Origin of the sequence: Pseudomonas sp. St29 (genome assembly GCF_001547915.1) — a bacterium.
Lineage (GTDB): Bacteria > Pseudomonadota > Gammaproteobacteria > Pseudomonadales > Pseudomonadaceae > Aquipseudomonas.
Genome location: NZ_AP014628.1, coordinates 2,546,242 through 2,571,732, shown reverse-complemented (window position 1 = coordinate 2,571,732; position 25,491 = coordinate 2,546,242). Strand labels below are relative to the sequence as shown.

22 protein-coding genes are annotated in these 25,491 nt (G+C 65.9%); 15 read left to right on the top strand and 7 right to left on the bottom strand.

Annotated features, from left to right (window positions below; genetic code table 11):
- Positions 1–380: 380 nt before the first annotated feature.
- Entirely contained in the window at positions 381–1,436 is a 1,056-nt protein-coding gene (locus PST29_RS11670) for a permease (protein WP_060843142.1), read from the top strand.
- Positions 1,437–1,834: 398 nt separating this feature from the next.
- Positions 1,835–2,176 carry a DUF3077 domain-containing protein gene (locus PST29_RS11665; RefSeq protein ID WP_060843141.1) on the top strand — a complete coding sequence of 114 codons (342 nt, stop codon included), beginning with the start codon at positions 1,835–1,837 and terminating at the stop codon, positions 2,174–2,176.
- Between the two features lie 52 nt (positions 2,177–2,228).
- Here the strand turns inward: PST29_RS11665 and mnmH are convergent, their stop codons facing one another.
- From mnmH to PST29_RS11650, 3 genes are read right to left on the bottom strand one after another with little or no spacing between them, the layout of a single operon-like run.
- Complete coding sequence (gene mnmH / locus PST29_RS11660; protein ID WP_060843140.1) at positions 2,229–3,329, bottom strand: tRNA 2-selenouridine(34) synthase MnmH; 1,101 nt, start codon at positions 3,327–3,329, stop codon at positions 2,229–2,231.
- Positions 3,329–4,363, bottom strand: a complete 1,035-nt coding sequence (selD, locus tag PST29_RS11655; protein WP_060843139.1) for a selenide, water dikinase SelD — start codon at positions 4,361–4,363, stop codon at positions 3,329–3,331. Before selD ends, mnmH begins: the two co-directional genes overlap by 1 nt.
- A 45-nt stretch (positions 4,364–4,408) precedes the next feature.
- Positions 4,409–4,774 (bottom strand): nuclear transport factor 2 family protein, encoded by a 366-nt coding sequence (locus tag PST29_RS11650; RefSeq protein ID WP_060838606.1) that lies wholly within the window; start codon positions 4,772–4,774, stop codon positions 4,409–4,411.
- A gap of 214 nt (positions 4,775–4,988) precedes the next feature.
- Between PST29_RS11650 and PST29_RS11645 the strand changes: the two genes are divergently transcribed.
- The 11 genes from PST29_RS11645 to PST29_RS11595 all read left to right on the top strand — a co-directional run bounded on the left by PST29_RS11645 (position 4,989) and on the right by PST29_RS11595 (position 17,495).
- Positions 4,989–5,960 carry a LysR substrate-binding domain-containing protein gene (locus PST29_RS11645; RefSeq protein WP_060838605.1) on the top strand — a complete coding sequence of 324 codons (972 nt, stop codon included), beginning with the start codon at positions 4,989–4,991 and terminating at the stop codon, positions 5,958–5,960.
- A 96-nt stretch (positions 5,961–6,056) separates the two neighbouring features.
- On the top strand, positions 6,057–7,517 hold the full coding sequence (locus tag PST29_RS11640; protein WP_060843138.1) for a 2-hydroxymuconic semialdehyde dehydrogenase: 1,461 nt from the start codon (positions 6,057–6,059) through the stop codon (positions 7,515–7,517).
- 13 nt (positions 7,518–7,530) lie between these two features.
- Entirely contained in the window at positions 7,531–8,343 is an 813-nt protein-coding gene (locus tag PST29_RS11635; protein ID WP_060838603.1) for a 2-keto-4-pentenoate hydratase, read from the top strand.
- Positions 8,344–8,356: 13 nt separating this feature from the next.
- On the top strand, positions 8,357–9,295 hold the full coding sequence (locus PST29_RS11630; RefSeq protein WP_060843137.1) for an acetaldehyde dehydrogenase (acetylating): 939 nt from the start codon (positions 8,357–8,359) through the stop codon (positions 9,293–9,295).
- Positions 9,296–9,307: 12 nt separating this feature from the next.
- On the top strand, positions 9,308–10,342 hold the full coding sequence (gene dmpG / locus PST29_RS11625; protein ID WP_060843136.1) for a 4-hydroxy-2-oxovalerate aldolase: 1,035 nt from the start codon (positions 9,308–9,310) through the stop codon (positions 10,340–10,342).
- A complete protein-coding gene (locus tag PST29_RS11620; RefSeq protein WP_060843135.1) occupies positions 10,339–11,130 on the top strand; it encodes a 2-keto-4-pentenoate hydratase in 792 nt (263 codons plus the stop codon). Before dmpG ends, PST29_RS11620 begins: the two co-directional genes overlap by 4 nt.
- Positions 11,127–11,561, top strand: a complete 435-nt coding sequence (locus tag PST29_RS11615; RefSeq protein ID WP_060838599.1) for a RidA family protein — start codon at positions 11,127–11,129, stop codon at positions 11,559–11,561. The genes PST29_RS11620 and PST29_RS11615 overlap by 4 nt, the downstream gene beginning before the upstream one ends.
- A gap of 2 nt (positions 11,562–11,563) precedes the next feature.
- Positions 11,564–12,136 carry a 3-hydroxyanthranilate 3,4-dioxygenase gene (locus PST29_RS11610; RefSeq protein WP_060838598.1) on the top strand — a complete coding sequence of 191 codons (573 nt, stop codon included), beginning with the start codon at positions 11,564–11,566 and terminating at the stop codon, positions 12,134–12,136.
- Positions 12,133–13,122, top strand: coding sequence for an amidohydrolase family protein (locus tag PST29_RS11605; RefSeq protein ID WP_060843134.1), 990 nt, complete (start codon positions 12,133–12,135; stop codon positions 13,120–13,122). The genes PST29_RS11610 and PST29_RS11605 overlap by 4 nt, the downstream gene beginning before the upstream one ends.
- Before the next feature lie 102 nt (positions 13,123–13,224).
- The gene (locus tag PST29_RS11600) at positions 13,225–14,568 is read left to right on the top strand and encodes an MFS transporter (protein ID WP_060843133.1); all 1,344 of its coding nucleotides are present in this window, start codon (positions 13,225–13,227) and stop codon (positions 14,566–14,568) included.
- Positions 14,569–14,897: 329 nt separating this feature from the next.
- On the top strand, positions 14,898–17,495 hold the full coding sequence (locus tag PST29_RS11595; RefSeq protein WP_060843132.1) for an autotransporter family protein: 2,598 nt from the start codon (positions 14,898–14,900) through the stop codon (positions 17,493–17,495).
- Between the two features lie 117 nt (positions 17,496–17,612).
- Here PST29_RS11595 and PST29_RS11590 read toward each other — a convergent pair whose 3' ends face one another.
- The 3 genes from PST29_RS11590 to kynU form a co-directional block, all read right to left on the bottom strand.
- Positions 17,613–18,944 (bottom strand): OprD family porin, encoded by a 1,332-nt coding sequence (locus PST29_RS11590; protein WP_082729217.1) that lies wholly within the window; start codon positions 18,942–18,944, stop codon positions 17,613–17,615.
- Positions 18,945–19,096: 152 nt separating this feature from the next.
- Complete coding sequence (locus PST29_RS11585; protein WP_060843131.1) at positions 19,097–20,512, bottom strand: amino acid permease; 1,416 nt, start codon at positions 20,510–20,512, stop codon at positions 19,097–19,099.
- A 31-nt stretch (positions 20,513–20,543) separates the two neighbouring features.
- Positions 20,544–21,788 (bottom strand): kynureninase, encoded by a 1,245-nt coding sequence (kynU, locus tag PST29_RS11580; protein WP_060843130.1) that lies wholly within the window; start codon positions 21,786–21,788, stop codon positions 20,544–20,546.
- A gap of 368 nt (positions 21,789–22,156) precedes the next feature.
- Between kynU and PST29_RS11575 the strand changes: the two genes are divergently transcribed.
- Complete coding sequence (locus PST29_RS11575) at positions 22,157–23,113, top strand: nucleoside-specific channel-forming protein Tsx (RefSeq protein ID WP_060843129.1); 957 nt, start codon at positions 22,157–22,159, stop codon at positions 23,111–23,113.
- A 101-nt stretch (positions 23,114–23,214) separates the two neighbouring features.
- Positions 23,215–24,243, top strand: coding sequence for a purine-nucleoside phosphorylase (locus PST29_RS11570; protein WP_060843128.1), 1,029 nt, complete (start codon positions 23,215–23,217; stop codon positions 24,241–24,243).
- 290 nt (positions 24,244–24,533) lie between these two features.
- On the opposite strand, the gene PST29_RS11565 is transcribed toward PST29_RS11570, so the two are convergent.
- Positions 24,534–25,490, bottom strand: a complete 957-nt coding sequence (locus tag PST29_RS11565; protein ID WP_060843127.1) for a quinone oxidoreductase family protein — start codon at positions 25,488–25,490, stop codon at positions 24,534–24,536.
- Position 25,491 lies beyond the last annotated feature (1 nt).

The following is a 25,491-nucleotide window of genomic DNA, read 5'->3' as shown; positions in this document are numbered from 1 at the left end:
TGTAGCCGCTGCCGCAGGCTGCGAACGGCCCGTAGGGCCGCGGCGTTCTCAAAATCGACAGAGCTCCGACGGGAGATCGCCAAGCAAGGCCCTGCGGGCCTTCGCGCAGCCTCGCTGACGCTCGGCAGCGGCTACAGCCCAATGCCGATCCGAGAGTGGTGTAGCCGCTGCCGCAGGCTGCGAACGGCCCGCAGGGCCGCGGCGCTCTCAAAACCGACAGAGCTCCGACACGAGATCGCCAAGCAAGCCCCTGCGGGCCTTCGCGCAGCCTCGCTGACGCTCGGCAGCGGCTACAGTCCAATGCCAGGCGAGATCGGTTCGCGGCGCACCGGTGCCAGCGGCTACAATTCGCGCTTATTGTCTTGTGCGGAATTCCCTTCATGTCCAACCTCGCCTCCACCCAGCCCACCCGCGGCTGGGCGTTCTGGTGCAAACCCCTGCTGTTCCTGCTGGTGGCTGCCATCGGCCTGTACTACGTGAAGTGGTCGCCCTACTACCTCAAGGCCTTTGTCGCCGCCGACAGCCACAGCATCGGCGCGTCGATCCTCAACGATCAGCAAAGCTCGCCCTGGAGCGCCGCCCTGGCCTATTCCCAGGTGTACTTCCTGGCCATCTGGAAGGCTGCGGTGCTGGCGGTGATCTTGGGCTCGCTGCTGCAGGTGCTGATTCCCCGGGACTGGCTGCTGCGCCTGTTCGGCCGCGCCGGCTTCGGCTCGACCCTGCGCGGCGGGCTGTTCGCCTTGCCGGGCATGATGTGTTCCTGCTGCGCCGCCCCGGTAGCCGCTGGCCTGCGGCGGCAGAAGGCTTCGGTGGGCGCGGCCCTGGCGTTCTGGATCGCCAACCCGGTGCTCAACCCGGCGACCCTGGTGTTCATGGGCTTTGTTTTAGGCTGGGGGTTCTCCGCCCTGCGCCTGGTGGCGGGCATCGTCCTGGTGCTGGGCGTGTCGCTGGTGGCGCAGCGGGTCGCCGGCCCCGAGCAACTGCCGGAAGCCGCGGTGGATGCGGTGGTGGAAGCCAGCACGGTGAACGAGCAGCCGTTCCTCAGCCGCTGGGGCAAGACCCTGTGGCAACTGTTCTGGAGCACCATTCCGATCTATGTGCTGGCAGTACTGGTGTTGGGCGCGGCGCGGGTCTGGCTGTTCCCGCACATTGACGGTGCCATGAGCGACAGCCTGTGGTGGCTGGTGCCCCTGGCGATTGCCGGGACCCTGTTCGTGATCCCTACGGCGGCAGAGATTCCCATCGTCCAGACCATGATGACCCTGGGCCTGGGCACCGGGCCGGCGGTGGCGCTGTTAATGACTCTGCCGAGCATCAGCCTGCCGTCGCTGCTGATGCTGCGCAAAGACTTCGATGCCAGGGTGCTGGTGACCGTGGCCGTGCTGACCATGCTGGTGGGGATTGTCTGCGGATTGATTGGTGCGCTGTTGTTGTAGAGCCCTGGTTATCGTCTTGAAACACATTGATCAGGGAATGCCGCTCCCGAAACCAGAGTTTTCGCTTTGTTTTGTAAGGCTTGTCCGAGAGAATCGCCAACGCCTTTGAGCGGCTTGTGCCCTGGGTGTTCGTCAGGCAGTCTCCCCCGGTCGCTGCGCAATCAGCGGCTCGGATGTGGAAGTCCGGAAGGGTCATAGGTACAACGCTTCAACGCGCCTGCCGACGCTTTGCGCCTGCGGATACGTGTTATGGCGGCCATGCGTGGGGCACCTTCGGGTGCGCCGGGTTTTGGGTACCAAAAGACTCCCCGGTCTTCCACACCCACGCACGGCTGCCACCCTCTCGTGTGGAAGCGAGACCGGCGGCTCTACTTAACCTTAGAGTCGTAGGTACCCCAATGAAAAAGCTCGTCCCCGATCCACCCCGCCCCCTGCGCGATCCCGAGCTGGATAGCGCCAACGCCAACCTGCTCGCCGCGCTGAAACCTACCCAGGCACGCCCGTTCGGCCTGCGCGATGCCCAGGGCAATCCCCTGTTCAGCGTGCAAGCCGGGGTCAACGCCGAACAGGCCTTGAGGCACGTCGCCCTGCTGCTCAAGTGCGCCGAGGAGGTGTCCGATGAAATCACCGAGCGCGCCAGCGGCATCGAACGTGGCCTGATCTGGTCCATGGTGCATTCCGTGGAAATGGCCCGGGCCGTGGTCGAGGCCTTGCTCGACCGTCCACGCCCTGCCGGCTGACGCTCGCGCACACCGCGCGCTCAGGTGCTGCGAGCGCGCGGATCATTGAGCGCTAGCGCGAGGGCGACTGGCGCTGGCGCAGGTAATCGAGCACCGCGCCGTGCTCGCCGCTGAACTCGATCCGCGCGCCCTTGCTCTCGCGTTGGTAGGCGTACATCGGATCGTAGTACTCGCCGAGCAGGCCTTCGATCCAGGCCCGGTGCAGCTCCACATCGCCGCTGCGGGCCTGTTCCGCCAGCGCGGCTTCCATCAGCAGGAACAGGCGCTGGTGACGCTCGCCCCCCAGGCGTTTGTGGATCTTGTTCAGGCTCTCCAGCAGGCGTTCGGCAAACAGGGCAAACCCTTCCTCGCCATGCACGGCCACGAACTCGGCGCTGAGGTTGACCACGTAATCGTCAAGGATGCGCTGTACCCGGCTGTCGAGGCGGTCTTCCAGCCAGACCATGGGCAGGCCCTGCATGCTCTTGTACAGCGGCAGCGGCAAGGCGCAGCTGCCGATCATGCGGTTCTCGTCTTCCAGGACAAAGCTCTGCACGCCGCGCTCACGCTTTTTCAGCAGGTCCACCGCCAGGCGGTTTTCGAAGTCGATGTTGCTCGGCTGCCCGGTGGCGCGGCGGCCGAAGCTGGAGCCGCGGTGGTTGGCGTGGCCTTCCAGGTCCAGGGCGTTGTCCAGCTGGCCCAGCACTTCGGTCTTGCCGGTGCCGGTCATGCCCCCCAACAGGACGAAATCACACTGCTGCAGGGCCTGCTCGGTGGTGTCCAGAAGGAAGGTCCGCATGGCCTTGTAGCCGCCGCCGACCCGCGGGTAGTCAATGCCCGCTTCCCTGAGCCACTGCTGGACGATCTGCGAGCGCAGGCCGCCACGGAAGCAGTACAGCAGGCCGTCAGGGTGAGCCCGGGCGAAATCGGCCCAGGCCTGGACGCGCTGTTGCTTGATGTCGCCGGACACCAGCTGATGGCCCAGGACAATCGCCGCCTGCTGGCCCTGCTGCTTGTAGCAGGTGCCGACCCGCTGGCGTTCCTGGTCGGTCATCAGCGGCAGGTTGAGCACCCCGGGAAAGGCGCCCTTGGTGAATTCGATCGGCGCCCGGGTGTCCATCATCGGCCGGTCGTTGAGGAAGATCTCGCGGTAGTCGGTGCAGTCCAGAGGCATCAGAACACCTCGACCGCGTGGCTCTGTCGCTCCACCAGTTCACCGATGGGCGCCAGTTCCAGGCCCAGCTCCGCCGCCAGGGCGAGGAACTCGGCATTGCCTTCAGGCGTCACCGCCACCAGCAGGCCGCCGCTGGTCTGCGGGTCGCAGAGCACGCGCTTGTGCAGCTCCTGGACCCGGCCAATCTTCTCGGCGTAGCTGCTGTAGTTGCGCAAGGTGCCGCCGGGCACGCAGCCCTGGTCCAGGTAGTACTCAACCCCTGGCAGGCGTGGCACGCGGTCGTAGTAAATCTGTGCGGTGAGGCCGCTGCCATCGGCCATTTCCACCAGGTGCCCGAGCAGGCCGAAACCGGTGACGTCGGTCATCGCGGTCACCCCTTCGAGCTTGCCGAAACGGCTGCCGGGCTTGTTCAGGGTGCACATCCAGTCGCGGGCCAGACCGATGTCGGCGTCGCGCAGCTTGCCCTTTTTCTCGGCGGTGGTGAGCACGCCGATCCCCAGGGGCTTGGTCAGGTACAGCAGGCAGCCGGCGGTGGCGGTGTCGTTGCGTTTCATGAAGCGCTTTTCCACCAGCCCGGTCACCGCCAGGCCGAAGATCGGCTCCGGTGCGTCGATGGAATGGCCGCCCGCCAGGGGAATGCCCGCCGCGTCGCACACGGCGCGGCCGCCGCGGATCACTTCCCGGGCGATTTCCGGGGCCAGCACGTTCACCGGCCAGCCAAGAATGGCGATGGCCATCAGCGGGTCGCCGCCCATGGCGTAGATATCGCTGATGGCGTTGGTGGCGGCGATGCGGCCGAAGTCGAAGGGGTCGTCGACGATGGGCATGAAAAAGTCGGTGGTGGAGACCACGCCGCGCTCTTCGTCGATGGCGTAGACCGCCGCGTCATCGCGCGAAGCGTTGCCGACCCACAGCTTGGGGTCGAGGTTCTGCGCCCCGCTGCCGGCCAGGATCACCTCCAGTACCTGGGGGGAAATCTTGCAGCCGCAGCCGGCTCCGTGGCTGTACTGGGTCAGGCGAATCGGCTCGCTCATGGGGCACCTCGTCAAGTTCGGGACGCAGGATTCTAGCAGAGGGGGTCAGGCCCCGGGCCGGGGCGTGCCCTGGTGGAACAGCATCTGCCAGCGCCCTTCGCGGCAGCGCCACAGCGAACTGCGCCAGGCGCTGCCGGCCGCGCGCCCGCCGGCTGCGGCGTTATGGCACAGGTAGGTGACCTGGGCCAGGTCGGCCGCCAGAGGCTGCAACGAGAACTCGCTGATGCTGCGCTCGATGAAGTCCTGCTGGGGCAGGCTTTGCAGCACCTGGGCCTTGTTCCAGCGTCCGCCGCTGGCGCCGAACTCGAGAAAGTCGTCGGCCAGCAAGGCGTCCAGCAACTGGCGATCGGCACGCACTTCGGCTTGTTGCAACTGGCGTTCGAGCATCAACAGGTGGTCGGACAATTCCATGGTCACTCCCGAGGCGGCGGATCAGTGGCGCACTCTAGCATCCGCGCCCAGCCTCTCAAGACCGGACACCTGCGGTAGCGCATGAACCAAGCAAATGGGCCGGGCTTTGGTTAGGCTTGCAGCGCCCTGCCCGGGGCACGCTTGTCCTCACCCCAACAAAAGCGCCACCCCGCCCCTCAGCCGAGGCCCGGGCAAGACGCTGAAGGAGTCCGCCATGAAATTCACCACCCAGTCCATCGCCCGCAAGCTCAAGTTCCACCAGTTGGTGGTGTTCGAGCAGGTGCTGCAAAGCGGCTCGCTGGTGCGCGCCTCCCAGGCGCTGAACCTGACTCAGCCGGCGGTGACCAAGATCATTCACGAGCTGGAGTCCTACTTCGAGGCGCCGTTGCTGGTGCGCAGCAACCGCGGGGTGACCGCCACCGAGCTGGGCCAGGTGGTGGTGCAACGGGCCAAGTCGCTGCTGGCAGAACTGCGCGCCCTGACCGATGAGGTCAACGCCTTCCAGGAAGGCACCTCGGGGCAGGTGGTGGTCGGCACCCTGATCTCGGCCTCGACCTCGCTGCTGCCCCGGGCCATCCAGTTGCTCAAGCAGCGCGCGCCGGGGGTGCTGGTGTCATTGCGGGTCGGGCAGATGGACCAGCTGTTTCCAGCGCTGGCGGTGGGCGATGTGGATCTGGTGGTGGGCCGGGTGCCGGACGACTGGCACCGGCGCAGCGAGTCGCTGGAAGTCGACGTGCTGTATCGCGAGGACCTGAGCATCGTCGCCGGCGTCCATCACCCGCTGCACCAGCAGACGCCGGTCAGCCTGGCACATCTGCACGCCTACCCCTGGGTGCTGCCGACCCGCGACTCGCTGCTGCGGCGCACCGCCGACCGGCTGTTCGCCGACAACGGTCTATCGACGCCGGACAATGTTGCCGAGTCGCTGTCGATCCTCACCAACATCACCCTGATGCAGGATCAGCGCACCGTGGCCCTGATGCCCTACGAGGCCTCGTTGCAGTTCATCCAGGCCGGCATGCTCCAGGCGTTCGATCTGGGGACGCCGCTGCAGTTCGGCGACATCGGTTGCTTCTACGCCGCCCAGCGCCATCTGGGTCCGGCGGCCCGGCTGTTTCGCGAATGCCTGGACCTGGCCCGGGCAGAGACCGCCAACGGGGAAGCGCCGATCCAGGCCTTGTCCTGATATTCCAATTGTTAATAGTTAGCGGCCGATCTTTGATTATTCACTAATACCAGGCCTTCCTACACTCGCCCCGAAACCCATGTTTCGGAGGTTCAAGTGTCCACAGTCCTGCTGCGTCATTTCATCGACGGCGAGTTCGTCGCCAGCCCCGCGACCTTTGCCAATGTCTCCCCCGTCGACGGCCGTGTGCTGAGCCAGGTCTGCGAGGCCGACCGGCCCCTGGTGGACCGCGCCGTGGTGGCGGCCAAGGCGGCGCAGTCCGGCCCCTGGGCCGCTTACAGCGCCAGCCAGCGCGCCGACCTGCTGCTGCGGATTGCCGAAGGTATCGAGGCCCGTTTCGAGGCGTTCGTCGCCGCCGAAGTCACCGACACCGGGCGCCCGGTGCAGCAGGCGCGCACCCTGGACGTGGCCCGCGCGGTGCAGAATTTCCGCACCTTCGCCGAGCTGCTGCGCCAGTCCGGCGGGGAGATCTTCGAGATGCGCGGCGCCGACGGCAATGACGTGTTCAGCTACAGCGTGCGCAAGCCCCACGGCGTGGTGGCAATCATCTCGCCGTGGAACCTGCCATTGCTGCTGCTCACCTGGAAAGTCGCCCCGGCCCTGGCCTGCGGCAACTCAGTGGTGGTCAAGCCCTCCGAGGACACCCCCTCCAGCGCCACCCTGCTGGCCGAAGTGATGCGCGACGCCGGGGTGCCGGCCGGCGTGTTCAATCTGCTGCACGGCTTCGGGCCGAACTCGGCCGGGGAATTCCTCACCGCCCATCGCGAGGTCGACGCCATCACCTTCACCGGCGAATCCCGTACCGGCGCCACCATCATGAAAGCCGCCGCCGAAGGCGTGCGCGAGGTGTCCTTCGAGCTGGGCGGCAAGAACGCCGCGGTGGTGTTCGCCGACTGCGATTTCGACGCCGCGGTGGCCGGGGTGCTGCGCTCCAGCTTCACCAACTCGGGCCAGGTGTGCCTGTGCTCGGAGCGGGTCTACGTCGAACGGCCGATCTACCAGCGCTTCGTCGCCGCCCTCAAGGCCGGCGCCGAACAGTTGAAGATCGGCTACCCCGATGAAGACGGGGTGAACATGGGCTCGCTGATTTCCCACAAGCACCGGGACAAGGTCCTGGGCTACTTCCAACTGGCCCTGGAAGAAGGCGCGACCCTGGTCAGCGGCGGCGGCATTCCGCAGTTCGGCGATGCCCGGGACCAGGGCGCCTACGTCCAGCCGACGATCTGGACCGACCTGCCGGACCACGCCCGCTGCCTGCGCGAAGAGGTGTTCGGCCCGGTCTGCCACATCGCCCCGTTCGACACCGAGGACGAAGTGCTGCGCCGGGTCAACGACAGCGCCTATGGCCTGGCCACGGCCCTGTGGACCCGCGATCTGAAGCGCGCCCATCAGCTGTCGCGGCGCTTCCGTGTGGGCATGGTCTGGGTCAACACCTGGTTCCTGCGCGACCTGCGCACGCCGTTCGGCGGCACAAGGCTTTCGGGCGTGGGGCGCGAAGGCGGCCGCCATTCCCTGGATTTCTACTCCGAGATCACCACCATCTGCGTCAACCCTTGAGGGGCACCCCGACATGCATGCAGACCTGATTGAAGCGGCGCACCAGCTGCGCCAGGCCCAGCTCAACGGCCAGCCCTGCGCCCCGGTGCGCGAGCTGATTGCCCAGGCCCGGGCCGCACAACCCCACAGCTCACTGGCCGACCTGGCCTACCAGGTGCAGCGCTACAACAACCTGGCGGCCATGGATGCCGGACGCCGCCCGGTGGGCCACAAGATCGGCCTGACCTCCCACGCCGTGCAACGGCAGCTGGGGGTGGAGCAGCCGGACTTCGGCCAGCTGTTCGCCGACATGGCCCGCGGCGACGACCAGCCCATCGCCTGGAGCGACACCTGCCAGCCCAAGGTCGAGGCCGAGATCGCCCTGGTGCTGGAACGCGACCTGCCCCACGAGCGGCACACCCTGGCCGACCTGATCCGCGCCACGGCCTTCGCCCTGCCGGCCATCGAGATTGTCGGCAGCCGCATCGCCCAGTGGGACATCCAGCTGAGCGACACCATCGCCGACAACGCCTCCAGCGGGCTGTTCGTGCTCGGCAGCCGGCCGGTGCCATTGCAACAGCTGGACCTGGTGCGCTGCGGCATGAGCCTGACCCGTGGTGGCGAGCCGGTGTCGGTGGGCGCCGGCGCCGCCTGCCTGGGCAACCCGCTGAACGCCGCCCTGTGGCTGGCCGACACCCTGGCCCGCCTGGGCACGCCGCTGCGGGCCGGCGACATCCTCCTCACCGGCGCCCTCGGGCCCATGGTCGCGGTGCAACCGGGAGATCGCTTCAGCGCACACATCCAGGGCCTGGGCAGCGTCAGCGCCAGTTTCGCCAGAACCCAATGAACCGGAGCCACTCATGAACCCAACCCTCAAGGCCGCGATCATCGGCTCGGGCAATATCGGCACCGACCTGATGCTGAAAATCCTCCGCCAGGGGCAGCACCTGAGCCTCAGCGCCATGGTCGGCATCGACCCGGCCTCCGACGGCCTGGAGCGGGCCCGGCGCCTGGGCGTGGCCACCACCCACGAAGGCGTCGAAGGCCTGCTGCGCATGCCCGAGTTCGCCGCCATCGACATCGTTTTCGACGCCACCTCGGCCAGCGCCCACCGGCACCATGAGGCGCTGCTGCGCCAGGCCAAGCCGGGCATCCGCCTGATCGACCTGACCCCGGCGGCCATCGGTCCCTACTGCATTCCGGTGGTCAACCTGGAGCAACACCTGAACAGCCTCAACCTGAACATGGTCACCTGCGGCGGCCAGGCGACCATTCCCATGGTGGCCGCGGTGTCGCGGGTGGCCCAGGTGCACTACGCCGAGATCGTCGCCTCGATTGCCAGCAAGTCCGCCGGCCCCGGCACCCGGGCCAATATCGACGAGTTCACCGAAACCACCCGCCACGCCATCGAAACCCTCGGCGGCGCCACCCGGGGCAAGGCGATCATCGTCATGAACCCGGCCGAACCGCCGCTGATCATGCGCGACACGGTGCTGATGCTGTCGGCCGCCGCCGATCAGCGGGAGGTCGCCGCCTCCATCGGCGAGATGGCCGCGGCAGTGCAGGCCTATGTACCCGGCTACCGGCTCAAGCAGCAGGTGCAGTTCGAGCCGATTCCGGCCTCGGCGCCGCTGCTGATCCCGGGCCTGGGGCGTTTTTGCGGGCTCAAGACCTCGGTGTTCCTGGAGGTCGAAGGCGCCGCCCATTACCTGCCCGCCTACGCCGGCAACCTCGACATCATGACCTGCGCCGCGCTGGCCACCGCCGAGCGCATGGCCCAGTCGCTGCTCAACCGCTGAAGGAGCTTCGCCATGACTTTCAACCCCGGCAACAAGCTCTACATTTCCGACGTGACCCTGCGTGACGGCATGCACGCTATCCGCCACCAGTACAGCCTGGATCAGGTCCAGGCCATCGCCCGGGCCCTGGACGCGGCCCGGGTCGACAGCATTGAAGTGGCCCACGGCGACGGCCTGCAGGGCTCCAGCTTCAACTACGGCTTCGGCGCCCACACCGATCTGGAATGGATCGAAGCCGCGGCCGATGTGCTCGAACACGCGCGCATCGCCACCCTGCTGCTGCCCGGCATCGGCACCGTGCATGACCTCAAGGCCGCCTACCGGGCCGGCGCCCGAGTGGTGCGGGTCGCCACCCATTGCACCGAGGCCGATGTCTCGCGCCAGCACATCGAATGCGCCCGGGAGCTGGGCATGGACACCGTGGGTTTTCTGATGATGAGCCACATGACCAGCCCGGAAAATCTCGCCGCCCAGGCGCAGAAGATGGAAAGCTACGGCGCCACCTGCATCTACGTGGTGGACTCCGGCGGCGCGATGAACATGCAGGACATCCGCCTGCGCTTCAGGGCGCTGAAGGCCGTGCTCAAGCCGGACACCGCCACCGGCATGCACGCCCACCACAACCTCGGCCTGGGGGTGGCCAACTCCCTGGTGGCGGTGGAAGAAGGCTGCCAGCGCATCGACGCCAGCCTCGCCGGCATGGGCGCCGGGGCCGGCAATGCGCCGCTGGAAGTGTTCATCGCCGCCGCCGACAAGCTGGGCTGGAACCACGGCACCGACCTCTATCGCCTGATGGACGCCGCCGACGACCTGGTGCGCCCGCTGCAAGACCGGCCGGTGCGGGTCGACCGCGAAACCCTGGCCCTGGGCTACGCCGGGGTCTACTCCAGCTTCCTGCGCCACGCCGAACTGGCCGCCCACAGGTACGGCCTGAAAACCGTCGACATCCTGGTCGAGCTCGGCCGCCGGCGCATGGTCGGTGGCCAGGAAGACATGATCGTCGACGTCGCCCTCGACCTGCTCGCTGCCCGGGAGTCCCGCCCATGAACCTCGATCTTGCCCCCATTGCCAGCGCCCTGGATCAGGCCGCGCGCAGCGCTCGCGCCCTGCCCCAGTTCAGCCGGCACACGCCCTTCAACCTGGAGCAGGCCTACCAGATCCAGCGTGCTTCCATGGCCCACCGCTACGCCGATGGCGAACGCATGATCGGCCTCAAGCTGGGCTTCACCAGCCGCGCCAAGATGCTGCAGATGGGCGTCGACAGCCTGATCTGGGGCTGGCTCACCGACGCCATGCTGGAAGAGGACGGCGGCCTGCTGAACCTGGATCGCTACATCCACCCCCGGGCCGAACCGGAGCTGTGCTTTCTCACCCGGCGCGCCATTGACCGGCCGCTGACCCAGCTCGAAGCCGTGGACTACCTGGAGGCCGTGGCCCCGGCCATCGAGATCATCGACTCGCGCTACGAGGCGTTCAAATTCAGCCTCGAAGACGTGGTGGCGGATAACTGTTCCTCGGCCGGGCTGGTGGTTGGCCCCTGGTCCCGGGATTTTTCCACCCTGGCCAACGCCGGGGTACAGATGCGCCTGGACGGTGCCCTGGTGGAGGCCGGTTCGACTGCGGCGATCCTCGGCCATCCGCTGCGCAGCCTGGTGCACGCCTCGCAACTGCTGGCCCGGGCCGAGATCAGCCTGCCCGCCGGCAGCCTGATCATGGCCGGCGCCGCCACCGCCGCCGTAGCCCTGACACCCGGCGCGCAGCTGTCGGTGGAGATCAATGGCTACGGCGAATGCGCCTTCACCTGCACCAGCCAGGCACAGGGAGAAGGCTCATGACCGTCAATCGCGCCACCCTGGTGCCGGGCAAGGCCAAGCCCCGGGGCCGCTTCCCCCATATCAAGCGTGCCGGAGACCTGCTGTTCATCTCCGGCACCAGCTCGCGGCGTCCGGACAACAGCTTCGACGGCGTCGAAGTGGACGAGCTGGGCACCACCTGCCTGGACATTCGCGCCCAGACCCGGGCGGTGATCGAGAACATCCGCGATATCCTCGCCAGCGAAAACGCCGGGCTGCAGGACCTGGTGGACATCAGCGCCTTCCTGGTGGATATGAACGATTTCGGCCCCTACAACCAGGTCTACGCCGAGTACTTCGACGAACAGGGGCCGACCCGCACCACCGTGGCCGTGCATCAGTTGCCACACCCGCACCTGCGCATCGAAATCAAGGCGGTGGCCTACGCCCCGCTCAATCGCCGAGAACAATAACAATGGACAAGCACCACTACAGCGCGCCGCTGAACTTCAACCGTTGGCTGGATGAACATGCCCATCTGCTGCAACCGCCGGTGGGCAACCGTCAGGTGTGGCAGGACGCCGACTTCATGGTCACCGTGGTCGGCGGCCCCAACCAGCGCACCGACTTTCACGACGACCCCATGGAAGAGTTCTTCTATCAGTTCAAGGGCAATGCCTACCTGAACATCTGGGACCGCGGCCGCTACGAACGCATCGACCTGCGCGAGGGCGACATCTACCTGATGGCGCCCCACGTCATCCATTCCCCGCAACGCCCAGAGCCCGGCAGCCTGTGCCTGGTGGTGGAGCGCCAGCGGCCCGTGGGCCTGCTGGACGCCCTGCAATGGTCCTGCGCCCGCTGCGGCACGCTGATCCAGCGCTATGAAATGCAGCTGCAGAGCATCGTCAACGACCTGCCGCCGGTCTACGAAGAGTTCTACGCCACCAGCCAGGAGCAGCGGCGTTGCAGCGGCTGCGGCGAAATCCATCCGGGCCGCGACTGGCAGACCTGGCACCACACCCTCAAGGCGGCGACCCCCTTATGAAAATCGACATGCATTCGCACTTCTTCCCCGACATCAGCCAGGCCGAGGCCGCACGCCTGGACCCGGTGCGCGCGCCCTGGCTGCACAAGGACGGCGCCCGGGGCCAGATCATGGTCGGCGACAAAGCCTTTCGTCCGGTGCACGACGTGCTCTGGGACCCGGCGCGACGGGTCGAGCACCTGGACGAGCAAGGCCTGGACCTGCAGATCATGTGCGCCACGCCGGTGATGTTCGCTTACGACGCGCCCATCGAACGGGCCCTGCCCTGGGCCCGGCTGATGAACGACCGGGCCATGGCCATGACCGCCGGCCACGAACGCCGGCTCAAGGTCCTGGCCCAGGTGCCACTGCAGGACCTGGACGCCGCCTGCGCCGAAGCCAGCCGGGCCCAGGCCATCGGCCACGTCGGCGTGCAGATCGGCAACCACGTGGGCAATCACGACCTGGACCACGATCATCTGGTGACCTTTCTCGATCACTGCGCCCGTAACCAGATCCCGGTGCTGGTGCACCCCTGGGACATGATGGGCGGCGAGCGCATGCGCAAATGGATGCTGCCGTGGCTGGTGGCGATGCCGGCGGAAACCCAGTTGGGGATTCTGTCGCTGATCCTCTCCGGGGCGTTCGAGCGGCTGCCCGAATCCCTGCGCATCTGCTTCGCCCACGGCGGTGGCGGCTTCGCCTTTCTCCTGGGCCGGGTGGACAACGCCTGGCGTCACCGCGACATCGTCCGCGAAGACTGCCCGCAGTTGCCGTCCAGCTACGTCAAGCGCTTCTTTGTCGACTCGGCGGTGTTCGACCCCGGCGCCCTGAAACTGCTGGTGGAAGTGATGGGCAGTGAACGGGTGATGCTGGGTTCGGACTCGCCCTTCCCCCTCGGCGAACAGCGTATCGGCAGCGGCATCGTCGACCACCCGACCCTGGCCGAAGCCGACAAGACACGCCTGCTCGGCAGCAACGCCCAGGCCTTTTTCAACCTGTACTGAGTGCCCGCACTCGGCCCCCCATCCCCCTCGCTGCACCCGTCACCGTGGTCATCCGGCGGGCACCCCATGCCCGCCTCGAACAAAACCTATAAGGAGCCACCCATGTACGAGCGAACGCAACACCTGAGCGAGCTCATCGACCGCAGTCCATTGTCACCCCTGCAAATGCGGGTGCTATTGCTGTGCTTCCTGATCGTGCTGCTGGACGGTTTCGACACGGCCGCCATCGGCTACATCGCCCCGGAGCTGATCCAGCACTGGAACATCGAGCGGGCACAACTGGCCCCGGCCTTTGGCGCCGGGTTGTTCGGCATGCTCCTGGGCAGCTTCTGCTTCGGTCCCCTGGCCGATCGCCACGGACGCAAGGCCGTGCTGCTGACCTGCGTGGCGATCTTCGGCCTGGGCACCCTGGCTTCGGCCCTCTCGCCCAACATCGAAGTGCTGAGCCTGCTGCGCTTTGTCACCGGCATCGGCCTGGGCGGCGTGCTGCCCAACTGCATCACCCTCAGCTCGGAATACTCCCCGGCACGGCGGCGCATGCTGCTGGTGACCCTGAGCTATTCCGGCTTCACCCTGGGCCTGGCCCTGGGGGGCGCGGTGGCCGGCGAACTGCTGCCCCGGGTGGGCTGGCAGGGCCTGCTGCTGATCGGCGGCCTGGCGCCACTGCTGCTGTTGCCGGTGCTGTACCTGGCGCTGCCGGAATCGGTGTGCTTCATGGCCAACAGCCCGCGCCACACCGCCACCTTGCGCCGCATCGTTACCCGCATCAGCGGCCAGTCCGACTGGGAACGGGTGCGACTGGTGGGCGATAGCGGCGAGACCGGCGCACGCTCGCCGCTTTCAGCGTTGTTCAGCCCCGGCCAACTGGCCCGCACCCTGCTGCTGTGGCTGACGTTCTTCTGCTGCCTGTTCGTGTTCTACCTGCTGACCAACTGGCTGCCCACGGTGCTGCGGGCCAGCGGCTACGACACCGGCGGCGCGGCACGGATCAGCGCCATGATCCCCTTTGGCGGCGTACTCGGCGGCATCGCCATGGCCCTGCTGATGGACCGCATCGGCGCCCTGCGCATCCTGCCCTGGCTGTGCCTGATCGCCGCCTGCGCCCTGGCCCTCACCGGCAGCCAACTGCACAGCGCCGCCGGCACCCTGGCGATCGTGTTCCTGGCCGGCTTCAGCCTCACCGGCGCCCTGAACAACCTCAGCGTGGTCGCCGCCACCCTCTACCCCACCGCCTCCCGGGCCACCGGCGTGGCCTGGGCCCTGGCGGCCGGCCGCGCCGGCTCCATCGTCGGCTCGCTGCTTGGTGGCTGGCTGTTCAACCACGCTGGCGACCTGCAGCACTTCTTCGCCTGGATCGCGGTGCCGGTGGTGTTGGCGGGGGTGGCGCTGGGTACGATGCAACGTCTGCAGCAAAGGTTGCAGGCAGAACCCGAAGCGGCGCTGTAACCCTACTCCATGGCCGGCTCGGCGAGCCGGCCAGTCTGCGTCTTTCAAGCCGCTCGCAGCGCAGTGCAGTGCAGCGCAGTGCACAGCACCGGCTCTCAGGTGACATTTCTACGCAGGATTAGAGAAATTCCTTATTTAAAAATCGATTGCGCTCAAGGAAAATCGCCCGGCTGTTTCAGGGCGACCTGAACAACGAGGCGCGTCATCGCCGTTGATTTTGCGTCGCGTTGACCTTCCACAACGTCAAAGCACTCGGTGCTTTTCCGTGTTTCAACGGTTTCAAAGACCTGCCGAGGATCATGGCAGCATCGTTCAGTAATGGAGTACGCATGCAGAGCAAGAGGTTTCAGAAGTCCCTCATCGCCTTGATGGTGGGAGCGGTAGGCACACAGGCCGCGGCCGTTGAATTCAATCTGGGGTCGGGGCAGAACAGCTGGACAGGCGGATCATTCAGCGAGTCGGTGACCTTGACCGGACAGGTCACCAAGACAGAGCCCCCCGCACCACAGGTGCCAGGGGGTGTTGCGGGAGCGACGTTCACCAGAACCGATATTCAAGGCTCGCTGATCAACCAGGCGGACATCACTTTCGACGGCGTGACCAACGCTCGTGGCCTTGAGATAGACAGCTTTGTCGCCAATCCCATTGCAACGGGTGGTTCCATCTCAGGAGATGTCAGGCAGGACGGCAAGCTGACCTTTATCAATGCGCACAATGTCAACGGCTTCGAAATCGGCGGCGTGACGATCGGCGCAAGCGTCATAAACTCCGGTTCGATCACGATTACCGCTCAAGACAATCCGGCTTTCACGCCGAATCTCGAAGGCATGTTCGTCAACAGGGCAAGGGTGATGGGCGACATTGCCAATACCGGGACCATTGATGTTTCCGGCGATGACGCCGTTGGGTTGATACTTGATGCCTCAGAAATGCAACCCATATTCATCGGCGGCAAGTTGCTCAACTCCGGCAGCATTCGTGTCAACGGCGCTGAATCCAACGCGATGGATATAGAAACCAAGACCAGCGCCCTGAAGATCGAAAACAGCGGCCTGATGTCAGCCACGGGTAGGGACGCTTCTTCGATTATTTTTTATGACGGCACCGTCGACTACCTGCTCAACACCGGCACGATTGAAGGCAAAGGCACAAACGCAGCAGCCATCGACCTCAGAGGCGCCACCTTTACCCAGACCTCCGCCGCGGGAGCCCGGGGCATCATCAACCGCGGCACAATCCTGGCTGACGGCGTCGCTATTTCCGTGAGCGCAACGGAGCAAACCTCGCCCCTGGAAATCAATCAGCAGGCGGGCGAGATTCGCAGCACCAGCGGTATCGCGATCAATGGCGCCAATGTGGCGCTACTGAACTGGACCGGCGGCCAGATTACCGGCGACCTGCTTGACTTCACGAGCATCAATGTTGCCGGACAGGCAAACTTCAACGGCCAGCGGATTGTCGGGCCGCTGTCGATCAGCTCGGGTTCCTTGAACCTCGCCGCCCAAGGCACCACCCTCACCGGCGATCTGTCGGTCAGCAGCGGCGCCGGTATCGATATGCGCCTGGCTGACAGTGTGCTGCCGGGTACGCCCTATCTGAATGTCAGCGGCACCGCGACCTTCGCCCAAGACTCGAAGCTGACGCTGAGCGCCAACCCCGGCGAATTCCAGGCCACTGCCGCAGGGACCCGGTACACCCTGCTCAAAGCCGGCAGCGTGCAAGACAACGGCCTGAGCGTGGCCAGCCAGTCGGCACTGCTGGACGTACTCAGCTATGCCTCGGATACCCAGACCGTCTCGGCCGTGGTGGGCTTGAAAAGCGACCAACAGATTCAACAGGCCCTGCTCGCCCAAGGTGCAGACCCGACCACGGCGGCGGTGGTGAACACGCTGAAGAACCAGATCCTGGGGCGGCTGAGCGAAAGCGATCCGGTGTTTCAAGCTCTGGCGACCCAGTCCAACGCGGCTGGCCTCGCCGCACAGGGCGAACGGCTGAAACCCGATGTGAATCGCGGTGTGCTGGATACAGCCGTGGAGGCGCAGAATCAGGTCAACAGTGCCATTTTCAACCGCCTGGATCACCAGCGCAGCGACGTGCTCGACAGCGCCCCAAGTCATGATCGCGGCGTCTGGGTACAAGGGCTGAGCAGCGACCTGGAGCAGGATCGCCGCGACCAGCGCAACGGTTACTCCGCCAACAGCAGCGGCGTGGTGGTCGGCGTCGATGGCCGGGTCAGTCCCACCACCACCCTGGGGGTCGCCTACGCCTACCACAATGCCAATATCCATTCGGACCTGAACAACAAGACCAATGCACAGGGCAATGCCCTCACGCTGTATGGCAACTGGGCGCTGCAGAACTGGTTCGTGGACGGCAGCCTGAGCTATGGCCAAAACGAGAACGACAGCAAACGTCATGTCGCCGGCACCACTGCCAAAGGCAGCTATGACAGCAACTTGCTGTCCATGAGCCTGCTCGGTGGCTACACCTTCACACTCAGCGACAACGCGCTGCTGGAACCTCGTGTGGCGGCTCGTTATGCCAACGTACGCATGCAAGGTTTCAAGGAGCATGGCTCCTCTGCCGCTCTTGATAACGACTCCCAACGTTATGAAATCGGCGAACTGGGGGCCGGCCTGCGCCTGGCCGGCAGTTGGCCGTTGGCCCAGGGGCGGCTTGAGCCCGAAGCCAGTCTGATGACCTACCACGACGTGATCGGCGACCGTGTCGCCCAGACTTCCAGCTTCGTGTTGGGAAGCTCATCCTTCACCGTGACCGGAGCCTCGGTGGCTCGTGACCGTTATGAAGCAGCGGTTGGCCTGAACTACGCCGTGTCGTCTCTGGTGATTGGCGCCAGCTACAACTATCAGGCCCGCAGCGGTTTCGACTCGAACGGCATGACCTTGAAGGCCAGCTACGCGTTTTAAACGACAAGCGCCGGGCCACCGTTCAGGTGGCCCGGCGCCCCTGCCCACTCGACGGGCCATGGCCTGGTTTCAGCTTGGCACCCTGCCCGAGCACGCGCACTCCAGACCGCCACCCGCTCAAAAGATATCTATCGGGTAATCGGTAATCAGCCGGAACTCATCGATATTGCCCTCGCCCTGCGCCACATTGGCCCGGTGCCAGGTCTGGCGCAGGCGAAAGCTCAGGTCTTTCAGCGGGCCGTTCTGCACCACATAGCGCGCTTCGAAGTTGATCTCGCGGTGCACGCCATCCCGGCCATACATCCCGGCGTAGGCGCTGCCTGCCGGAGTGTGCGTGCCGTCGATGCCGGAGCCGCGCAGGTAGCGGGTCATCAGGTTCCAGCCGGGCATGCCGTAGCCGGCCAATGACAGGTCGTAGCGCAGTTGCCAGGAGCGTTCGTTGGGGCCATTGAAGTCCGAGTACTGCACCGAGTTGGGCAGGTAGATCGAGGCGCCCTGGTCGCGGCCATTGCGGCCGTTGCGGTCCAGGTCGCCCACCCCCAGGTAGTCGAACGGGGTGTTGCCGTCGACGTTCTGCAGCGCCAGGGTCAGGCGGTGGGCGCCCAGGCCATAGAACACCGAGGCGCCCAGGGTGGTGTTGTCAATGGCGCCGGCTCTGGCCCGGCCGGTGTCGAGGGTGCGGTAGAGGTTCAGGTCGAAACCGGCCTGCCGGCCTTGCCCCAGGTCGGTACGGCCATTGAGGTTGGCGTAGTACTGGTTCCAGATGTCGGCGAAACGCGCCGCATAGAAGCTGGCGCCCAGGTCCGGGGTGAACCGGTACTGGCCGCCCAGGTAGTCCACCGAGGGGGTGATGACGCCGGCATAGAAGGCCCAGAGATCGCCGTTGCTGTTGGTGGTGACGTGGCCGGTGGCCGAGGTGAAATGCCCGGCCTGCAGCGTGAGTTTGTCCAGTTCCTGGCTGTCCAGGGCAAAGCCGGTGGCGGTTTCCGGAATCAGCCGGTTGTGGCCGACGGCGAACACCGGGGTGTCCACCGACTGTTCGCCGAAACGCAGCACGCTGTTGGAAACCTTCAATTTCAGCGCGGCCCCGGCCTTGGAATATTCGTCCGCCGGCTTGCCGTTGTCGTGGATCGGCAGGTTGTAGGTGCCGGTCTTGCCCCCGGAGGCATCCAGCTTGAGCCCGAGGGTGGCGAAGGCATCCACGCCGACGCCGACCGTGCCCTGGGTGAACCCGGATTCGAAGCGGCCGATAAAGCCCTGGGTCCAGTCCTTGCGGTCGGCACGGCCGTCCTGAACGCTGCGGTTGAGGTAGTAGTTGCGGGCTTGGATGCGCAGATGGCTGTCCTCGATGAAACCGGCCGGCTCCTCCTCGGCCCCGTGGACGGTCCAGGGCAGGCAACCCAGCAGCGGCAACAGCAAAAGCGGTGAACGGCACATTACGTCAGACATGGCAAAACCCTTGTGGATTATTGTTTTTGTAGAAGTGGCGACAGGGATCGGCAGGGACCCAAAGGTCCCGTAGGTGCCGGCAAGCCGGCGAAGGCGATCACACGGACCGCTTCGCCGACCAGACGGCTCCCGCGAACGGGGTGGTCCGGGACTCAGGGTTGGATCGGCAGCGGCTTGGGCGCCGCGGCGTCCAGCGGGCGCTTGCCGCGAAAGCGCAGGTAGTAGATGAGCAGGATCAGCGCCAGGAACGGCAGCCCGCAGACCAGGGTCAGGAAGAACTGCTCGGTGAACAGCGTGGTGATCATCACCGCCAGCATCAGCAACAGCCCTCCCAGGCTGGTCCAGGGGTAACCCCAGAGCTTGAACGCCAGGGGTTCGGGGCCCTGTTGCCGGCGAAAGAACAGGTGGGTGAGGAAGATCCCGGCCCAGGTGAACATGGCGCCGAACATGGCGATCGACATCATCAGGGTGAAGGCCTGGTCGGCGTAGGCCAGGTACAGCAAGGTAGCCAGGGCAATCCCCAGGGACGACAGCAGCAGCGCCGCCAGGGGCACGCCGTTGCGGCTCAGGCGCCCGAACAGCGCCGGCGCCTGGCCGGCCCGGGACAGGCTGAACATCAGGCGCGTGGTGATGTACAGCTGGCTGTTCATCGCCGACAGCGCCGCCACCAGGATCACCGCGTTGATCACCCCGCCGGCATAGGGAATGCCGGTGGCGGCCATGACCATGACGAAGGGGCTTTCGCCACCGGTGTTGCGGCTCCAGGGGACGATGGCCAGGACCAGGGCGATGGTCAGCAGGTAGAACACCACCAGGCGCACCACGGTGATACGAAAGGCCCGGGTCACCGCACGTTCCGGGTCCTTGGCCTCGCCCGCGGCCACGGCGATCATCTCGATGCTCAAGTAACTGAAGAAGGCCACGATCACCGCCACCCAGGTGCCCCAGGCGCCATGGGGAAAGAAGCCGCCGTCGTTGCTGTAGTTGGCAAAACCGATGCCCGAGCCGGGCGCCGCGCCGTACACCACCCAGGCCCCGAGCAGGATGAACACCAGGATGGCGCACAGCTTGAGCAGCGAGAACACATACTCGATGCCGCCGAACACCTTGACGCTGAAGGCGTTGGCCAGGATCAGCGCCAGGGAGAAACCCAGCATCCAGTAACCGCCGGGGACGTCCGGGTACCAGTACTTCATGTACATCGCCGCGGCGGTGATTTCCGTGCCCACGGCAAACACGATGGAGGCCCAGTAGGCGTAGCGGATGGCAAAGCCGAACCAGGGCGCCACATAGAATTCGGCGAACGAACCGAACGAGCCGGACGTCGGATGGCGCACGGTCATTTCCGCCAGACAGCCCATCAGCAGCAGCGCGATCACCGCGCCGATGGCGTAGCTCACCAGCACGCTGGGGCCGGCAAAGCCGATGGCGAAACTGCTGCCCAGGAACAGCCCGGTGCCGATCGCCCCGCCGATGGCGATCATCGACAACTGGCCACTGCTCAGGCTTTGCTTGAGTCCTTGTTCACGGTCTGCCACTTGTTTGAAGGTGCGTATTGTTTTTGTCATGACACTCTTGCTCCAAGGCTGGGCACGGGGTTCAGGTCACCGCTTTGCGGGCCAGGAACTGCGGCTGGTTCCACTCCTCGCTGACGAGGATCTCCCGCAGCGCGCCGACGCAGGCCCAGATGTCTTCAAAGCGGTTGTACAGCGGGGCAAAACCGAAACGCAGGAGGTCCGGCGCGCGGAAGTCGCCGACGATGCCCCGGGCGATCAGGGCCTGCATCACCGGGTAGGCCTGGGGGTGGCTCAGCGACACCTGGCTGCCGCGCTGCTCGGCATCGCGCGGGGTCTGCAACTGCACGCCCAACCCGGCCAGTTGCTCGTCACACAGGCGGATGAACAGCTCGGACAAGGCCAGGCTCTTGCTGCGCAAGGCCTGCAGGTCGACGCCGTCGAACACCTCCAGCGCCGCTTCCAGGGCCAGCACACCCAACTGGGGCGCGGTGCCCACCAGCATCCGGTCGAGGCTCGGGTGCGGCTGGTAGTCATGGCTGAAATCGAAGGGCTTGGCGTGCCCGTGCCAACCGGTCAGCGGCTGGCGCACTTGGGCGATGTGACGCTCGGCGACAAACACAAAGGCCGGCGCGCCGGGGCCGCCATTGAGGTACTTGTAGCCGCAGCCCACGGCAAAGTCCGCGCCGGCCGCGTTCAGCTCCACCGGCATGGCACCGGCCGAGTGGCACAGGTCCCAGACCACCAGCACACCCAGCTCATGGGCCCGCGCGGTGATCGCCGCCATGTCGTAGCGGCGGCCGGTCTTGTAGTTGACGTGAGTCAGGGAGAGGATCGCCACCTGGTCGCTGAGGGCGTCGAGGATCTGCTCCGGGTCAACGCACTGCAGCCGGCAGCCGGTCAGCTCCGCGACGCCCTGGGCGATGTACACGTCGGTGGGAAAGTTGCCGTTTTCCGCCAGGATCACCCGGCGCGACGGCTGCATGCGCAGGGCCGCCACCAGCACCTTGAACAGGTTGATCGAGGTGGAATCGGCCACTATCACTTCGTGCCCCTGGGCCCCGATCAGTCCGGCGATGCGCGCCCCGGTGCGCTGCGGCGCGGGGTACCAGTCGGCGTCGTTCCAGGAGTTGATCAGGCCCTGGGCCCACTCCACCTTGAGCACCTGCTCCAGGCGCGCCGGCACGTGGGCCGGCATCGCCCCCAGGGAGTTGCCGTCGAGGTAGACCTTGTGTTGCGGCAAGGTAAAACGCTGGCGACAGAAGGCCAGCGGGTCGGACTGATCCAACAGCTGGATCTGCTCCCGGGTACAGGGCGCAAAATGGTGCATGACGATCCCTCGGTGTCGATGGTTGGGGCGCCGGGGCCGTAGCAAACGGCCGCCAGCGAGTCCGGATCCTAGCCAGGGTCGTCATTACTGGATAATAGAAAATACCGCCCTTTGTATTCCCATAGGTAATAGCCAATCCGATTCGCTCCCCAGGTTCTGACGGGGCTGCGCCCTGCTGTCCTCACCCCGGGGCCGCACTCACCACGCCCCGACTTTCCCGGGCTGTTCGGAACTTTTGCATTCAAGGGTCATTTCAACTTGGTACGCCCTATGCAAACGTTTGCGAGTGGTAATTTTGTGGGTGTTCGCCACTTTCCTCCGCAGAGGGCGAACACCAGGGACTTCACACAACGGGAACAGGGACTTTCATGCAAAACCCTCTGCGACGCCACGCGGCCCGCCGCGCCTTGGCCGTTTCGATATGGCTGGCCAGCGTTACCGGACTACCCAGCGCCTTGGCCCAGCCCCCCGCCGCCCCCATGGACGACTCCGCCCAGGGCGAAAGCCTGAGCGCCGATGTGCAACCGGGCAAAAAAGGCGCCTACCTGTCCGACTGGTACAACCAGGACCTGATGCTGATCGGCAGCAAGGACATCAGCTTCGGCCCGCGTCCGGCGGACGACGTCTACCTGGAATACGAATACTTCGGGCGCAAGGGGCCCTTCGAGCTGTACGGCTACATCGACCTGCCGAAAATCCTCGACATCGGCAACAGCCACGACAAGGGCATCTGGGACCACGGCTCGCCGCTGTTCATGGAGCACGAACCGCGGATCTCCATCGATTACCTGGCCGGCCGCAGCCTGGCCATCGGCCCGTTCAAGGAGTGGTATGTGGCCTTCGACTGGATCTACGACCACGGCAGCCGCACCGCCAACCGCGCCAACACCCTGTACAGCGGCCTGGGCACCGACATCGACACCCATTCCCGGGTCAACCTCTCGGCCAACTTCTACGGCCGCTACCAGTGGGAAAACTACGGCGCCAGCAACGAATATTCCTGGGACGGCTACCGCGCCCAGCTGAAATACATCGTGCCCATCGACACCTTCAGCAACGGCGCCTCGCTGACCTACATCGGCTTCACCAATTTCGATTTCGGCTCCGACCTGCACCAGGACAACCCGGCGCGCACCGCCAATGCCACGGTGGCCACCAACGTGCTGCTCTACTCCTTCACCCACCTGCGCTTCACCCTGGTGGGCCGCTACTTTCACAACGGCGGCAACTGGGAGGACGGCAGCGTGCTGAATTTCGGCGATGGCGAGTTTCGCGCCCGCTCCAACGGCTGGGGCTATTACGCGGGGGTCGGTTATCAGTTCTAGAGGCAGCGGCAAGCTTTGAGCGGCAAGCGGCAAGCGCCGTCTGTTTGTAGCTTGAGGCTTGTAGCTTGAGGCTTGATATTTCTGAAGATGAAGGAGGTTGTATGCGTGGGATTAAAACCGTTTCGTGGGTCTTGGGTTTGAGCGCGCTGATGGTCAGCGGGGCCTGGGCCGGCGAGGCACCAATCAGGCCCAAGGTGGTGCTGATCAGCATGTTCGCGCCGGAAGCGCAGCACTGGATCGAGCGCCTGGAGCTCAAGCGCGAGATCCGCGTGCCGGGGCTGGCGGCGGAGTATCCGGTCATTCGTTGCAACGACCGGGAGGTGTGCCTGTTGACCACCGGCATGGGCCAGACCAATGCCGCGGCCTCGACCCTGGCCCTGGCCCTGTCGCCGAAGTTTGACCTGCGCAAAAGCTATTTCCTGATTGCCGGGATCGCCGGCATCAGCCCGCACCACGGCACCATCGGCACCGCCGCCTGGGCTCATTACCTGGTGGAGTTCGGCACCCAGTGGGAAATCGACTCCCGGGATGCGCCCAAGGACTGGCCCACCGGCTACCTGGGGATCAACACCAAGGGGCCGAACGAAAAACCGCCCCTGGACTACAAGACCGAGGTCTTTGAGCTGAACCCGAAACTGCAAGCCAAGGCCTTCGCCCTGAGCCAGCGGGTGAGCTTGAGCGAAAGCCCGCAATCGGCGGCCTGGCGCCTGAAATACCCCAAGGCCCCGGCCAACCAGCCGCCGGTGGTGACCCGCTGCGACACCCTGGCCGGCAACACCTGGTTTTCCGGCACTCGCCTCAGCGAACGGGCCGAGGTCTGGACCCGCCTGCTGACCGACAACAAAGGCACCTACTGCACCACCCAGCAGGAAGACAACTCCACCTACGAAGCCTTGCTGCGGGCCAGCCGCGAGGGCCTGGTGGACATCCAGCGCCTGGCGGTACTGCGCGCCGGTTCCGATTTCGACCGCCCGGCGCCGGGGGCCAGTGAAGTGGACAACCTGCTCAAGTACGCCGACCAGGGCGGCTTTGTCCCGGCCCTGGAGAACCTCTACCGGGCCGGCAATCCGCTGGTGCAGGACATTCTCGACAACTGGTCGACCTGGGAAAAAGGCGTCCCCGAAGCCTGATCCCATGCCCCATAACCCGTAGGAGCCGGCTTGCCGGCGAAAGCAATCTCAAGCCCCACAACCCGTAGGAGCCGGCTTGCCGGCGAAAGCGATCTCAAGCCCAACAACCCGTAGGAGCCGGCTTGCCGGCGAAGGCGCTCTCAAGCCCCACAACCCGTAGGAGCCGGCTTGCCGGCGAAGGCGCTCTCAAGCCCCACAACCCGTAGGAGCCGGCTTGCCGGCGAAGGCGGTCTCGGGGGCCTCTTCGCTGGCAAGCCAGCTTCTACGGGGCGCAGCTGCAGCGTGGGCGCTCAGGGGATGAGGATGACTTTCTCGCCACGCCCCTGGTTCACTTCGGCGTAGCGCTCCAGCCCTTGCTCCAGGGGCGATTCGACCAAGCCTTCCGGCAGCGGCAGCAGGCCTTCATCGAAGTAGCGGCCGAACTGCTCCAGCATCGCCGCGCACGCCTCTACGCCATACAACAGCGAGTTGATCCCCACCACCGAGCCGCCCTTGCGGTACAGGGCCAGGGCCGGCAGTTGCACATGCCCGTCCACCGGCGCGGCAATGATGGCGATGCGGCCAAAGGCGGCCAGGGCCGGCACTGCCGCCGGCAGCCAGAAGCCGGTGGTGTCGAAGATCACTTCGGCGCCGCCGGGATGCACCGCCTCCACCTGGGCCGCCAGGGTTTCCGGTTGTTGCAGGTGCAGGGTCGGATAGCCCTGGGCCGAAAGCGCCTGGACCTGCTCGGCCCGGCGCGCCGCCGCCAGCACCCGGGCCCCGCGCACCTTGGCCAGGGCCAGGGCCGCCGTGGCCACTGCACCGCCGCCGATCACCAGCAGCCGCGTACCGGCCGTCACGCCGCTGCGCTCCAGGGCATCCCAGGCGGTGGTGTACGGCACCCCGAGGCTCGCGGCCTGGGCAAAGCTCAGGTGCCGTGGCTTGCGGGCCACGCCCTGGGCGGACAGCACCACGTACTGGGCATGGCTGCCGTCGGCGAAAAAACCCAGCTCCTTGCCGGTGCCCCAGACCTCCTGGCCGATCAGCTCGGCCGGCCCCTGCTCCACCACCCCGGCGAAATCCCGCCCGGGAATCCGCGGCAGCGTGGTGTAGGGAAAGCGTCCGAGCACGTTCTTCACGTCGCTGGGGTTGAGGCCAGCGGCCTGGATGCGCACCAGCACCTGGCCGGCGCCCGGCAGCGGCGTGGGAAGGTCCACCACGTGCAGGGCAGCGAGGTCGCCGGTAGCGGAAAATTGCAGTGCTTTCATC